Genomic DNA, 13,541 nt, shown 5'->3' on the forward strand with positions numbered 1-13,541 from the left:
GGTCAGCCGCGAACCATCAGCCGGCTCAGACCGTGGAAATGGTAGGTGCCGGCGTATTCCGGGGTGCCAGCCAATTTCAGGTTCGGGCGGGCCTCGAACAGGACGGGAAGCGCGCGGGCCATCTCCAGCCGGGCCAGCGGCGCGCCGACGCAGAAGTGCAGCCCGACGCCAAAGGCCAAATGCGGCTTCGCGGGGCGACCGGGATCGAACACCGCGGGGCGGTCCCAGACGCCGGGATCGCGCGCGGCGGCGGCCAGCATCACACCGACCTGCTCGCCGGGCTCGAAGACATGGCCCATGACCTCGATCCGCTCATAGGCCCAGCGGGTGAACATGTGCAGCGGCGGATCGAAGCGCAGCAATTCCTCGATCGTCGCGCCAATCTTCTCAGGCGACAGCCAATCCTTCGGCCCGCCTTGTTCCAGCAGCGTCTTCACGCTGTTGCCAATCGCGTGCACGGTCGCCTCGTGCCCCGCGTTCAGAAGCAGCACGCAGGTCGAGATCAGCTCATCGGTGGACAGCTTCTCGCCCGCTTCCTCGGCCTCGATCAACGAGGTGATCAGGTCATCGCCCGGCTGGCGGCGTCGGCTGTCGACATACTCGCGCAGGAAGGCGGCGAAGTCGGCGCTGGCGCTGGCGGCGGCGTCCTCCATCGCGCGGGTTCGGCCCGCCTGATACATCCCGACCATGGCGTGCGACCATGCCAGCAGGTCGTCCTTCATCGCCTCCGGCACACCGAGCAGCCGGGCGATGATAACCACGGGTATGATCTCGGCGAAGGTCGGCAGAAGGTCGAATTCCCCCTCCGGCAAGGCCTCGGCGAGGTCACGGGCCAAGGCTTCGATCTCGGGGCCCATGGCCTCGATCCGGCGCGAGGTGAAGGCCCGCAGCACGAGGCTGCGAAGGCGGGTGTGGCGCGGCGGCTCCAGCTCCAACATGGAATGCGCCTCGATCGCGTAGAACGGCGCGGTATGGGGCGCGATGGGCTGGCGCTTGTCCTCGGGGATCTCACGGCCGAAGCGGCGGTCGCGCAGGATCTGGTTCGCAGCGGCCTGACCGAAGACGCAGGGCAGGTTGTAATCCTCCCAGAAGACGATCTTTCCGGCTTCGCGCGCGCGGTCGTAGAAGGCGTAAGGGTTCTGTACGAAAGCAGAATCCGTCGGGGACTGGCGCAGGCGCTGCATCGGGTGTCTCGTCTTGTGGAGCCTCTGAGCGCGCGACCCTAGCCCGCCCCGACCAGACGGTCCAGTCAGTCCAGACCGGCGATTGACCGATGCCGCAGCGTCGTGCCAGATGGTCGCATGGTGCAGCCCCCCTTGCCTCAACCCCGGTCCCAGCGACGGGCATTGCAGTTCCTCGTCGGGCTGGTCTGGCTGGCAGGGCTGGTGGGTGGCATGGCTGTTGCCACCCGCTGGGTCGAGGCCGTGGAGGTCGTCTTGCCGGGCATGGCAATCGCCGCCCTCGGCTCTGCCCTGTTGGCGTTCCGGTTGTTGCCTGGCGGCGCGATGATCGCGCTGATCCCGGTGGCCCTGCTCTGCACTGGCACCTTGGACCTACCGCTGCGCGCTTGGCAACGGGCGCAGCTGCCGATGGCATCCATGGACACGATCGCCGAAGCCCGGACTAGCGACGCCTATTACCTGCGCCTTCCGGGCCTTGCCCCCCTGCCGGAAGACACGTTGCCGTATGAACACCGCTATCAGTACCGGGACGGCAACATGACCCGCTACGAGACGCGGCGGATGCGGCTGCGCCTGATCCCGCTTCAGGCCGATGCGCCCGCGTTTCTCGTCTGCGCCGAGCCCGGCAATCGCGACCAGTTGGACGCCGTTCCTCTTTGCCTGCCTGAAGAGCAGCCGCTGACGGACGCGATCCTGTTGTGGGACGGCATCGACGAGGTGACCCCGCACCCGATCTTTGCCCGCAGCCTCGCGCCTGAGACGCTGCAATGGAACGCCGGCAAGCGTCTGGCCTTGCACGTTCTTTTCTTTTGGGCCGTCTGGGCTGTGGGCGTGATCCTGTACGACCGTCGAAAATCCGCGCACGTCGATTGAACCGGGGGATCGGCCCGCCCGACACAGGGTCATGACACGCCGTTACAGCCCCCCGCCCTCACCCCTTGCCCTGCTCACCCTGCCCGCCCGTGGCGCGCTGGTTCTGACCGTCCTCGCGCTGGTTGGCGGCGCCTCGTCGCTGGTGCCGGTTCAGGGCGAGATCCTGGCGCTGATGGCCGGATTGATGGGGGTGCTGGCCCTGCCGCTGATCCTGCCGCAGCCAGAGCGCCACGCGGTCCTTGCGCTCGGCTGGATCGCACTCGCCCTGGCGCTGCCGATCACGCTGGCACTGGCGGCGCTGCAACCCCCTTGGGGCCTTGTGGTGACGCTGGGCGCCTCGGCCCTTTGGTGGGCGGCCATGGCGCTGTTGCACCGTCCCCTGCGATGACGGGCACGCAAAAGGGCGCCCGGGAACCCGAGGCGCCCTTCGCGTTGTAAAACCGATCAGATCTCGGACAGGGCGTCCAGCACGCGGACCCAGCTGCGGATGCCCTTGTGATACGAGGTCAGGTCGTATTTTTCGTTCGGCGAATGGATCTGGTCGTCGTCATTGCCAAAGCCGATCAGCATCGAATCCATGCCCAAGAGCTTCTGGAAATAGCCGGCGATCGGGATCGAACCGCCGCAGCCGATGAAGGCGGCGGGTTTGGGCCATTCGTCGCTCAAGGCCTGACGCGCGGCCTCGAAGGCGGGGTGGTCGATCTCCATCGTCGTGGCCGGGCTGCCCTCGGTATCCAGAAGCTGGAAGCTGCAATCCTTGGGTATGCGCGCGGCGACATGGGCCTCGAAGGCCTTCAGCACCGCCTGCGGGTCCTGCGTCCCGACGAGACGGAAGCTCACCTTGGCCGAGGCCTTCGACGGCAGCACCGTCTTGAAGCCCGCGCCAGTGTAGCCCGAGGTCATGCCGTTCACCTCGCAGGTCGGGCGCGACCAGACCATCTCCAGCACCGAGCGGCCCTTCTCGCCGGCGGGAACCGACAGGCCCACACCGCCGAGGAAGCCGTCAGCATCAAAGCCGAGGTTCTCCCATTGCGCCTTCTGCGCGTTCGACAGCTCCGGCACGCCGTCATAGAAGCCTTCGAGCGTGCAGGCGCCGTCCTCGTCATGCAGATCGGCGAGGATGCGCGAGAGCACATGCGCCGGGTTGCGCGCGGCGCCGCCGAACATGCCCGAATGCAGGTCCTTGTTCGGGCCGGTGATCACCAGCTCCAGCTTGGCGAGGCCGCGCAGCGCGGTGGTGATCGCCGGGGTTTGCGGGTCGAACATGCCGGTGTCGCAGATCAGCGCGATATCGGCTTTCAGATCCTCGCCATAGGCCTCCATGTAGGGGATGAGCGAGGGCGAGCCGCTTTCCTCTTCGCCTTCGAAGAACATCGACACCTTGATCGGCAGCGTGCCATGCACCGCCATCCAGGCGCGGCAGGCCTCGACGAAGGTCATCAGCTGGCCCTTGTCATCGGCGGCGCCCCGGCCCCGGATCACTTTGCCGGCAGGCGTTTCCTCGACCGCGGGATCGAACGGGTCACGGTTCCAGAGGTTAAGCGGATCAACGGGTTGCACGTCATAGTGCCCATAGAACAGGACGTGGAATCCCTCGCCCTCGTCGTCATGGGCGACGACCATGGGATGGCCGGTCGTCGGGTGCTTGGCCGCATCGAAGCCCATCTCGGCCAGCTCCTCGACCAGCCAATCGGCGGTCTTGTCGCACGCGGCCTTGAACGCCGGGTCGGTCGAGATGGATTGCAGGCGCAGAAGGCCCATCAGCCGCTCGAGCGACTCGTCGAGATGGGCATCGACATGCGCGAGGACGGGGGTGACGGCATCGGAGGTCATGGGAATTCCCTGTTGTTGCGCGCCAAATCTAGACCCGGCCCCGACGCGAAGTCCAGCCGGCGGCCGAATGCCCTGCGGGCGCGGCGCAGGCCGCCGTCGCGTCAAGCGCCGATCAAGGGAAAGTGTGAACGCAAAACGCCGGACAAGGGGCTGCAATCGCCCAAGAAACCGGGTATTCAGAAAACAACATCTGATCCCAAGGAGCGCCCGATGATCCTGCGTTCGACGACCCTCTCTGTGCTGGCCGTTCTGGCCGCCGCGCCCGCCTTCGCCGATCCCGTGACCGGGGCCGAGGCACAGGTGCAGCTCTACCCGGCCGATGCGGTCGAAGTCGCCAGTTACGACCTGTCGGCGCTTGCCGAACAGGAACGCGCGACGCTGCTGATGGTCGCACGCACCCAGCGCTATTATGCCGCCGTTGCCTATGCGCCGGATGCCGGGATCATCGCGGAACCCACCGTTATGGCAGCGAATTACCACTCGCCGCAGGCGGCGCGCGATGCTGCGCTGGCCACCTGCAACGAGCGTCGCAATGGCGGCACCGCCTGTACGCTGGCGCTGGAAGTCCGCCCTTCGGGCTGGTCGGAGCGCGCGCTGATGCTCTCGGCGGATGCGACCACGGGCTTCCAGGACGGCTATGCCGGCGCCTCGGGGCCGCGCGCGCTGGCGATTTCGCCCAGCTCGGGCGTGTGGGGAATCGGCACCGGGGCCGAGGCCGCGACAGCCGCCGTTCGGGCCTGTCAGGGCGATGCCGGGGTTTCCGATTGTAGCGTCGTGATCGCAGATTGACGAAAAAACAGGCCTGCCCGCGGGGGTGCGACACTTTTTTGAATTGATCTAAATCATGTTTTCATCGCATTCAAACATGCAAAGAACGCCCAGCTTTTGAGCTGGGACGCCCTTGAGAGCCCAGCGGGACGCCAGGAGAAGACCCTTGACCTACGACACCGCCCTCGACGCCGCCCTCCAGCGCCTGCATGACGAAGGCCGTTACCGGACCTTCATCGACATCGAGCGCAAGAAGGGTCACTTCCCCCACGCCGTGTGGACGCGGAAGGATGGCTCGACGAAGGACATCACCGTCTGGTGCGGCAACGACTACCTCGGTATGGGTCAGCACCCCGTCGTGCTGGAAGCCATGCACGAAGCGATCGATGCCACCGGCGCCGGCTCGGGCGGGACGCGCAACATCTCGGGCACCACGGTGTATCACAAGCGCCTGGAAGCCGAGATTGCCGACCTGCATGGCAAGGAAGCGGCGCTGATCTTCACCTCGGCCTATATCGCCAATGACGCGACGCTGAGCACCCTGCCCAAGCTGTTCCCCGGCCTGATTATCTATTCCGACGCGCTGAACCACGCCTCGATGATCGAAGGCGTGCGCCGCAACGGCGGTGCCAAGCGCATCTTCCGCCACAACGACGTCGCCCATCTGCGCGAGCTGCTGGAAGCCGACGATCCCGCCGCGCCGAAGCTGATCGCCTTCGAATCGATCTATTCGATGGACGGCGATTTCGGCCCGATCGAGGCGATCTGCGATCTGGCGGACGAGTTCAACGCGCTGACCTATATCGACGAGGTCCACGCGGTCGGCATGTACGGCCCGCGCGGCGCCGGCGTGGCCGAGCGTGACGGGCTGATGCACCGCATCGACATCATCAACGCGACGATGGCCAAGGCCTTCGGCGTGATGGGCGGCTATATCGCGGCATCGGCGAAAATGGTTGACGCTGTGCGGTCTTACGCGCCGGGCTTCATCTTCACCACCTCGATCCCGCCGGCCGTGGCCGCGGGCTGCACGGCCTCGATCGCCTTCCTCAAGACCGCCGCCGGGCAAGAGCTGCGCGACAAGCAGCAGCTGCACGCACGGATCCTGAAGATGCGCCTGAAGGGCCTCGGCATGCCGATCATTGACCATGGCTCGCATATCGTGCCGGTGCATGTCGGCAACCCGGTGCACTGCAAGATGCTGTCGGACATGCTGCTGGAAGATCACGGCGTCTACGTCCAGCCGATCAACTTCCCGACCGTGCCCCGCGGGACCGAGCGCCTGCGCTTCACCCCCTCGCCGGTGCACGATCCGAAGGAAATCGACGCACTTGTGAAGGCGATGGACAAGTTGTGGTCGCATTGTGCGCTGAATCGCGCCGAGATGTCGGCCTGACAACGCCTTTAGCTTCAAATGCTTTCGGTGATCTGTTAAACCTGTGTTCAAGAGGTCGTTACGAAGCGACTCGACCGTACACATCCCGGTGCGGTCGGGCCCTCGGGAAAAGCGACCCGTAACGAGCAGGCGGTCAAGGGACATAGGGCAGATGATCTGGCGCAAGGAACAGCCTCCAGCGCAGCACGAGGAAGGTCCACGCGGGTTCGATGATTTCGAACTCCGTCTGGGCGATGTGCTGCGCGGTGAGCGTGCGACACTGGGCAAGTCGCTTCTGGACGTGCAACGAGAACTCCACATTCGGGCGGCCTATATCGCCGCGATCGAGAATGGAGATCTCGAAGCCTTCGAAACCCCCAGCTTCATTGCCGGTTTCGTCAGGTCCTACGCCCGTTACCTCGGCATGGAACCCGAATGGGTCTATGAGCGCTTCTGCTCGGAGCACGGCTTCCAAGTCGCGCATGGCATGGCCGGCTCGCAAGCTGCAGCCCGCCCGTCGCGCAGCCAGCCGATCGAGGGTCGTCCCGGTGCCCTGAAGGGCGTGGGCCTCCTGCCCGATCCCGATCCCTTCTGGCGCCGGATCGAACCCGGTGCGCTGGGCTCTGTCAGCGTGCTGCTCGCGCTGATTCTGGGGCTGGGCTATGCCGGCTGGACCGTGTTGCAGGAAGTGCAGCGCGTGACCGTCGCACCTGCCGATATCGTCCCGAACGTCGCCTCGGACATCAATCCGCTGGCGCCCGAGATGCGCACGCCCGGCTCGTCGCTGGCCGCCAATGACACCGACCCGCTGGCCGGCGTCGGTACCACCCGCCGTGAGGACAGCGCCACCGCCGTTACCGGTGAGGGCACGGGTGCCGAAGGCCGCGTCCGCATTGCCCGCGCCCCGGCGCTGGAGGTTCCGGTCATCGTGCCGCGTGACGGCCCCATCGCCGCCATCGTCCCCGAGGCCGTGAACCCTGTCGCGACCGCGCAGGCCGCTGCGACGGATGACGCGGTGATGCAGGCGTTGAGCCTCGCCTCTGCTGACCAGACCACGGACCCGACCGCGCCGCAGGTTCTGGGCGCCGGGCCCGACACTGTCGAGCTGCTGGCCGTCCGCCCGTCGTGGCTGCGCGTGCGTGGCGCCGATGGCTCGGTCATCTTCGAGCGTATTCTGGACGCCGGGGAGCGCTACACCATCCCGCAGACCGAAGAGCCGCCGACCCTTCATGCCGGCAACTCGGGCTCGGTCTACTTCCTGATCAACGGTCAGGCCTATGGTCCCGCCGCCCCCGGCGCACAGGTCGTGCGCAACGTGGCCCTCGATGCCCAGGCGCTGCAGACCAGCTTCCAGGTCGCCGATCTTGGCCGCGACGAGGACCTCGCCGTCTACGTCGCCCAACTGCGCGAGTAACGCGGAAACGTGATTGCCCAAGGCCCGCCCCGATTGACCATCCGGGCGGGCCTTTTTCGTTTGGCGCATTGCCCCTCGCTGCGCCCTCACTTATGTCCTGCAGGACTGTCTCCGATCGAGGAACCCGGCCCATGTCCCTGAACCCGATCCGCCCCTGGCGCAACATTGAACGTCGCAAATCGCGCCAGATCATGGTCGGCCGCGTGCCGGTCGGGGGCGATGCGCCGATCTCGGTGCAGACGATGACCAACACCGACAGCTCGGATGTGAAGGCGACGCTGGCACAGGTGATCGCCGCCGCCGAGGCCGGGGCCGATATCGTTCGCGTCTCGACGCCCGACGAATCCTCGACCGGCGCCCTGCGCGAGATCGTGCGTGAGAGCCCGGTGCCGATCGTCGCTGACATCCATTTCCACTACAAGCGTGCCATCGAGGCCGCCGAGGCCGGCGCCGCCTGCCTGCGCATCAACCCGGGCAACATCGGCTCGGCCGACCGCGTGCGCGAGGTGATCAAGGCCGCCAAGGACCACGGCTGCTCGATCCGCATCGGCGTCAATGCCGGCTCACTGGAGAAGCATCTGCTCGACAAATACGGCGAGCCCTGCCCCGATGCGATGGTCGAGAGCGGTCTCGACCATATCAAGATCCTGCAGGACAACGATTTCCACGAGTTCAAGATCTCGGTGAAGGCCTCGGATGTGTTCCTTGCCGCCGCCGCCTATCAGCAGCTCGCAGACGCCACCGACGCGCCCATCCACCTCGGCATCACCGAGGCTGGCGGCTTCGTCGCCGGCACGGTGAAATCCGCGATCGGTCTGGGCAACCTGCTGTGGTCGGGCATCGGCGACACGATCCGCGTCTCCCTGTCCGCCGATCCGGTGCAGGAGGTGAAGGTCGGCTACGAGATCCTGAAATCGCTGGGCCTGCGCACACGCGGCGTGCAGATCATCTCCTGCCCCTCCTGCGCGCGGCAGGGCTTCGACGTGATCAAGACCGTCGAGATCCTCGAGGACCGGCTGTCCCACATCAAGACGCCGATGTCGCTGTCGATCATTGGCTGCGTGGTGAACGGCCCCGGCGAGGCGCTGATGACCGATATCGGCTTCACCGGCGGCGGCGCGGGATCTGGCATGGTCTATATGGCCGGCAAGCAGGACCACAAAATGTCCAACGACCGGATGATCGACCACATCGTCGAACTGGTCGAAAAACGGGCGGCGGAACTGGATGCCGCCACGAAGGCAGAGGAAGCCGTCGGCGGCTGATTGCCGCGATGATATCCATGGATACGGCGTCCCTCGGGGCGCCGTTTTCGTATCCGCCGGACAAAAAAATCGCCGCGAGAGGGAGGTCTCGCGGCGGCTTAGTCAACCGGGGCACAGGGAGGTGTGCCCGGAAACGGGAGATGAAGTGTGGACATCGGCCCGACCCTTCAGCCACGGTTCTACGCCGCTTTCCCGCTGCAAACCTTGATGTGGATCAAGCAACGCCAATTCTTTCGGCAGGGATCGTGTCAGGCTTTGCATGATCCTGAAGAAGGGATGAATTTTTTCCGGCTAATAACCGCCGGTTAACCCTGCATCGGGCATTCTGAGCTTCGCACCACGATGGATTCGCCCATGCCCCAGGACCTTGCCCCCCTCGCTTTCCCGTCCGCCTCGACCCCGATGGCCTTCGATGAGCCGATGCATGCGCATGCGCCGTCGGGCCGGAAGATCCCTGCGCTGACCGGCCGCCAGAAAGCGGCGATCGTCGTGCGGCTGCTGTTGGCCGAAGGCGCTGACCTGAAGATCTCGTCGCTGCCCGACGATCTGCAAACCGCCTTGACCGAAACCATCGGCGAGATGCGTCTTGTCGATCGCGACACGCTCAGCGCCGTGATCGGCGAGTTCGTCGAGACGATGGAACAGGTCGGCCTCAGCTTCCCGGCGGGCCTTCGCGGCGCGCTGAAAGCCATGGATGGTCGCCTCAGCCCCGGTGCCAGCACCGCCTTGCAGCGTAAGGCCCGCGCCGGGTCCGACCCGTGGGAGCGGATCTCGCAAACCGATGTGCCGACCCTGCTGTCGGTGCTTGAGCCCGAGAGCGCCGAGGTTGCCTCGGTCGTGCTGTCGAAGCTGCCGGTCGGCAAGGCGGCGGAATTGCTCGCGAAGATGCCGGGCGACCGCGCGCGCCGCGTGGCCTATGGCGTGTCGCTGACCGAAGGCATCGCGCCGGAGATGGTCACGCGCATCGGCCAGTCCATCGCGCGAGAGATCGACGGCCGTCCGGCCAAGTACTTCTCCTCGGCCCCGGCACAGCGTGTCGGTGCGATCCTGAACAACTCGACCACACCGATCCGCGAATCGGTGCTGACCAGCCTCGAGGAAGAAGACGCCGATTTCGCCGAGAATGTGCGCAAAGCGATCTTCACCTTCGGCAACGTGGCCGAGCGTGTGAACCCTCGCGACGTGCCGAAGATCCTGCGCGAGCTGCCGCAGAGCGACCTGATCACCGCCCTCGCCGCCAGCCTTCATGCGCCGGACAGCCCCGACGGCATCAGCGCCAATTTCCTTCTGGCCAACATGTCCCAGCGGATGGCTGCCACCCTGCGCGACGAGGTCGAGACCCGTGGTCGCATCAAGGGCAAGGAGGCGGAGGCCGCGTTCGGTGCCGTCATTCAAGCCGTGCGCAACCTTGTCGAGGCCGGCGAGATCTCTCTCGTCGAAGCGGACGAGGAAGAATAACCCCCCAACGACAAAGGGCGCCAACGCGGCGCCCTTCCTCATTTGCAATCACGATTTCCGGTCGTCCCGGGCCAAAGGGTCCCAGCCGCCGGACGAGTCCGTGTCATCGTCGTCCTCCAGCAAGGCGTCGTCCTCCGCGTCCGGTTGCGCGGTCAGCAGCGACTCGAAGCGGCGCTTTTGGCGCGGCGACCACGACATGGTCAGCGCAAGCCCCTCGTCCAGCCCTTCTTCCCCTTGCACGATCCCCTCGGCATAGGCCCAGGCCCGCGCCTTGCCCTCGCCGTGGTCGATCACCACCGTTTCGATCCGGCGCTCGTCGCCCATGGCGCGGCCCATGGCCTCGATCAGCTCGGGCAGCCCCTCGCCGGTCAGGGCCGAGGCGGCAATCACCCCCTCGCGCCGCTGCGCAACCGTGCGCTGGCCGTCATCGTCGGGCAAGAGGTCGATCTTGTTCCACAGCTCCAGCCGCGGGACATCCTTGCCGACACCAAGATCGCGCAGGATCGTCTCGACATCGTCGGCCTGGGCTTCCGTCTCGGGATGGGCGATGTCGCGCACATGCAGGATCAGGTCCGCTTCCAGCACCTCTTCCAGCGTGGCGCGGAAGGCGGCGACCAACTGCGTCGGCAGGTCCGAGATGAAGCCCACCGTATCCGACAGGATCACCGACAGCCCGCCCGGCAAGACCACGGCCCGCATCGTCGGGTCCAGCGTCGCGAAAAGCATGTCCTTGGCCAGCACATCCGCGCCGGTCAAGTGATTGAACAGCGTTGATTTTCCGGCGTTCGTGTAGCCCACCAGCGCGATCACCGGATAGGGCACACGGCGACGGGCCGCACGGTGCAGCTCGCGCGTTTTCACCACCTTGTCCAGCTGACGGCGCAGGCGCACCATCTGCTCATCGATGGCGCGGCGGTCGGCCTCGATCTGCGTCTCACCGGGACCGCCGACGAAGCCGAGGCCCCCGCGCTGACGCTCAAGGTGGGTCCAGGCCCGGACCAGTCGCGTGCGCTGATAACTCAGCGCGGCCAGCTCGACCTGCAACACACCCTCTCGGGTGCGGGCGCGGTCGGCGAAAATCTCAAGGATCAACCCCGTGCGGTCCAGAAGCTTGACGCCCCAGTCCTTCTCGAGGTTGCGCTGCTGAACGGGCGTGACCGGGCCGTCGATGAGCACCAGCTCGATCTCGTCTTCCTCAATCCGTTCCTTCAGCTCTTCCACCTTGCCCGAGCCGAACAGCCGCCCCGGCTGTGCCTTGGGCAGCTTGACCACCACGCCGCCGACGACCTCGATACCGGGCAGCGCCACGGCCAAGGACAGCGCTTCGGCCAAAGCGGCCTCGGCGCTGCGCGCGGCCTGACGGCCACGGATGTCGGGATGGATCACAAGCGCTCGCTGGGGGGCTTTGCGCGTGGCGCCCCCCATATCCGTCGCGTCAATGTTCACGATAGAGACCGGCTTTCAGGCGCCAATCAATCCTCGCCATTATACAGCGAGATCGGCTGGCCCGGCATGATGGTCGAGATGGCGTGCTTGTACACCAGCTGGCTCTGACCTTCGCGACGCAGCAGCACGCAGAAATTGTCGAACCAGGTGATCACGCCCAGAAGCTTCACACCGTTGATGAGAAAAATCGTTACAGGAACCTTGTTCTTGCGAACGTGGTTCAGAAAGGCGTCCTGCAAATTCTGTTTGTCTGTGGCCATTTGTCTTTGCCTTCTTGTTCTTGGCCCACGCAGCCGTCGGAGCTGTCGCAGTCTCCCCCTGAGGGCCGAGTATGGAGGGGGATTGCATAAGTTTCCAGCCCAAAAACTCGCCTTTTCAGCGCATTACCGGGCGAAAAATTGCCCGTGCGACGGGCGGTTGCGGAAACGTCGCGTCACGTTCTCCGGGAACGGTCGAGGATCGCGGCCAACAGCACGAGGATTTCCAACCGGCCGAGAATCATCGCGCCTGCCAGCACGCCTCGCGCGGGATCGCCGAGCAGCACCCAATAGAGCGGCTGATCCCCCGCCACCTGCGTCAGCTGGCCGGTGTTCGTCAGCGCAGCCATGGCGAAGATCATCGCGGTCTCAAGGCTCATGCCGCTGAACAGCAGCAGCGCCACGATCACCACCGAGGTCAGCGCGAAGACCATCGCGAACAGCCAGGCCGACCGCGCGGCCGAGGTTGCGAGGAAGCGGTCGTATTCATTTCCGCCGACCACCATCGAGGGGTAGATCATGCGCATCAGCTCGAACCGGCTGAGGCGGCCCAGCGAATAGAGACGCAGCAGTTTGATGCCCCCCGCCGTCGTCGCCACGCCACCGCCAAGCAGCGCCACCGACATCAGGACCAGCCCCGGCGGGGTCAGCCCGGACCAGGCGCGGGCGGCGATCCAGTCCTGATTGACGAAGCCCGTGGTAGTCAGGAACGACAGCGCGGTGAAGGCCGCGCCCCAAGCGGTGCGGCCAATGGCGGGCAGGTTCTCGCCCTCGCGCGCCTCGAAAGCGCCGGCCCAATGGCGGGCGACGACGAAGAGGGTCACCATCGTGATCAACACGACCGCCGTGATCAGCTCTGGATCGCGGTAGAGCGGACGGGCGCGGGCGCCGTGGCCGGGCAGAAACCGGCGGCTGAGTGCCACGCAGAGGAAGCCGAAAATCGCCACCTCGGCGCCGAGGCCCACATTGCCCAGAGTCTCACGCGGCAACACGCCCGAGGTCGACAGCGTCGCCATCGCCTGCATCAGCGCGTCGAAACCGGGCACGCCCATTAGCGTCAGCAGCACCCACAGGGCCAACGTCAGGCCGGCATAGGCGGGCAGGATCACCACGGCATGGGCCCGCAGCCGCAGGCCATGCCCCGCTCCCGGCCCGGCGCGGGTGATGGCGATGGGCGTTCGGCGGATCATCTCGAAGCCACCGAGGCGCAGGGGCGCCAGCAGGGCCGTCGCGGCAGCAAGGATGAAGGCCCCGCCCAGCCAGCCGGCCATACCGCGCCACAGGTGGATGGCCTGCGGCACCCGACGCGGCAGGTCGAACAGCGAGGCGCCGGTGGTGGTGAAGGCCGAGATCATCTCGAACCAGGCATCGATGAAGCGCATATTCGGCGTGGCCTCGGCCAGCGGAAGCGCCATCACGGCCGGCAACAGCAGATAGATCGAGGCCAGCAAGGGGAACGGCCCGGTCGGTGGCCCTCGGCGGATCTGCCCGGCCGAGGCGATGGCGACGAACCCCGCCAGCAACCCGCTGAGCAGGCCCCAATAGAAGAAGGTGCGCGCCAGATCCTCGTTGCCGTCCAGCGCCGCCTTCAACGCCGGCACCAGCATCAGCGCCCCCGCGAGGCCGATCAGGGCAACGAGGGGCGGCACCCGGGACAGGCGCTCGGGCATG

Annotated in this window: 12 protein-coding genes; 7 read left to right on the forward strand and 5 right to left on the reverse strand. The window is 66.2% G+C overall.

Annotated elements, in window-relative coordinates:
* Positions 1–2: 2 nt before the first annotated feature.
* Positions 3–1,184, reverse strand: a complete 1,182-nt coding sequence (locus tag BCY78_RS02125; protein WP_068297117.1) for a cytochrome P450 — start codon at positions 1,182–1,184, stop codon at positions 3–5.
* 162 nt (positions 1,185–1,346) lie between these two features.
* On the opposite strand from BCY78_RS02125, the gene BCY78_RS02130 reads away from it, so the two are divergent.
* Both BCY78_RS02130 and BCY78_RS02135 read left to right on the forward strand, forming a co-directional pair.
* Complete coding sequence (locus BCY78_RS02130; RefSeq protein ID WP_068297123.1) at positions 1,347–2,054, forward strand: hypothetical protein; 708 nt, start codon at positions 1,347–1,349, stop codon at positions 2,052–2,054.
* 31 nt (positions 2,055–2,085) lie between these two features.
* Positions 2,086–2,442: a hypothetical protein gene (locus tag BCY78_RS02135; RefSeq protein ID WP_068297126.1), complete on the forward strand. Its 357-nt coding sequence runs from the start codon at positions 2,086–2,088 to the stop codon at positions 2,440–2,442.
* Between the two features lie 56 nt (positions 2,443–2,498).
* On the opposite strand, the gene BCY78_RS02140 is transcribed toward BCY78_RS02135, so the two are convergent.
* On the reverse strand, positions 2,499–3,887 hold the full coding sequence (locus BCY78_RS02140) for a M20/M25/M40 family metallo-hydrolase (RefSeq protein WP_068297129.1): 1,389 nt from the start codon (positions 3,885–3,887) through the stop codon (positions 2,499–2,501).
* Positions 3,888–4,097: 210 nt separating this feature from the next.
* On the opposite strand from BCY78_RS02140, the gene BCY78_RS02145 reads away from it, so the two are divergent.
* From BCY78_RS02145 to BCY78_RS02165, 5 genes are all read left to right on the forward strand, one after another.
* Positions 4,098–4,676 (forward strand): hypothetical protein, encoded by a 579-nt coding sequence (locus tag BCY78_RS02145; RefSeq protein WP_068297130.1) that lies wholly within the window; start codon positions 4,098–4,100, stop codon positions 4,674–4,676.
* 145 nt (positions 4,677–4,821) lie between these two features.
* A complete protein-coding gene (gene hemA, locus BCY78_RS02150) occupies positions 4,822–6,051 on the forward strand; it encodes a 5-aminolevulinate synthase (RefSeq protein WP_068297132.1) in 1,230 nt (409 codons plus the stop codon).
* A gap of 151 nt (positions 6,052–6,202) precedes the next feature.
* A complete protein-coding gene (locus BCY78_RS02155) occupies positions 6,203–7,444 on the forward strand; it encodes a helix-turn-helix domain-containing protein (RefSeq protein WP_068297136.1) in 1,242 nt (413 codons plus the stop codon).
* A gap of 131 nt (positions 7,445–7,575) precedes the next feature.
* Complete coding sequence (ispG, locus tag BCY78_RS02160) at positions 7,576–8,709, forward strand: flavodoxin-dependent (E)-4-hydroxy-3-methylbut-2-enyl-diphosphate synthase (RefSeq protein WP_068297139.1); 1,134 nt, start codon at positions 7,576–7,578, stop codon at positions 8,707–8,709.
* A 354-nt stretch (positions 8,710–9,063) separates the two neighbouring features.
* Positions 9,064–10,167: a flagellar motor switch protein FliG gene (locus BCY78_RS02165; RefSeq protein ID WP_233499329.1), complete on the forward strand. Its 1,104-nt coding sequence runs from the start codon at positions 9,064–9,066 to the stop codon at positions 10,165–10,167.
* Positions 10,168–10,215: 48 nt separating this feature from the next.
* On the opposite strand, the gene hflX is transcribed toward BCY78_RS02165, so the two are convergent.
* The 3 genes from hflX to BCY78_RS02180 all read right to left on the reverse strand — a co-directional run bounded on the left by hflX (position 10,216) and on the right by BCY78_RS02180 (position 13,540).
* The gene (gene hflX, locus BCY78_RS02170; RefSeq protein ID WP_083194768.1) at positions 10,216–11,592 is read right to left on the reverse strand and encodes a GTPase HflX; all 1,377 of its coding nucleotides are present in this window, start codon (positions 11,590–11,592) and stop codon (positions 10,216–10,218) included.
* Between the two features lie 47 nt (positions 11,593–11,639).
* Positions 11,640–11,873 carry an RNA chaperone Hfq gene (gene hfq / locus BCY78_RS02175; RefSeq protein ID WP_068297142.1) on the reverse strand — a complete coding sequence of 78 codons (234 nt, stop codon included), beginning with the start codon at positions 11,871–11,873 and terminating at the stop codon, positions 11,640–11,642.
* Positions 11,874–12,046: 173 nt separating this feature from the next.
* Complete coding sequence (locus tag BCY78_RS02180; protein ID WP_068297147.1) at positions 12,047–13,540, reverse strand: potassium transporter TrkG; 1,494 nt, start codon at positions 13,538–13,540, stop codon at positions 12,047–12,049.
* Position 13,541: the final 1 nt, after the last annotated feature.

This window comes from Pararhodobacter sp. CCB-MM2, assembly GCF_001691415.1.
Taxonomy (GTDB): domain Bacteria; phylum Pseudomonadota; class Alphaproteobacteria; order Rhodobacterales; family Rhodobacteraceae; genus Pararhodobacter.

Excerpts from the sequence above, each read along its gene's own strand:
- hfq (WP_068297142.1), bottom strand. The coding sequence starts at position 11,873 with ATGGCCACAGACAAACAGAATTTGCAGGACGCCTTTCTGAACCACGTT.
- BCY78_RS02135 (WP_068297126.1), top strand. The coding sequence starts at position 2,086 with ATGACACGCCGTTACAGCCCCCCGCCCTCACCCCTTGCCCTGCTCACC.
- hflX (WP_083194768.1), bottom strand. The coding sequence starts at position 11,592 with ATGGGGGGCGCCACGCGCAAAGCCCCCCAGCGAGCGCTTGTGATCCAT.
- BCY78_RS02125 (WP_068297117.1), bottom strand. The coding sequence starts at position 1,184 with ATGCAGCGCCTGCGCCAGTCCCCGACGGATTCTGCTTTCGTACAGAAC.
- BCY78_RS02180 (WP_068297147.1), bottom strand. The coding sequence starts at position 13,540 with ATGCCCGAGCGCCTGTCCCGGGTGCCGCCCCTCGTTGCCCTGATCGGC.
- BCY78_RS02145 (WP_068297130.1), top strand. The coding sequence starts at position 4,098 with ATGATCCTGCGTTCGACGACCCTCTCTGTGCTGGCCGTTCTGGCCGCC.
- ispG (WP_068297139.1), top strand. The coding sequence starts at position 7,576 with ATGTCCCTGAACCCGATCCGCCCCTGGCGCAACATTGAACGTCGCAAA.
- BCY78_RS02155 (WP_068297136.1), top strand. The coding sequence starts at position 6,203 with ATGATCTGGCGCAAGGAACAGCCTCCAGCGCAGCACGAGGAAGGTCCA.
- BCY78_RS02140 (WP_068297129.1), bottom strand. The coding sequence starts at position 3,887 with ATGACCTCCGATGCCGTCACCCCCGTCCTCGCGCATGTCGATGCCCAT.
- BCY78_RS02165 (WP_233499329.1), top strand. The coding sequence starts at position 9,064 with ATGCCCCAGGACCTTGCCCCCCTCGCTTTCCCGTCCGCCTCGACCCCG.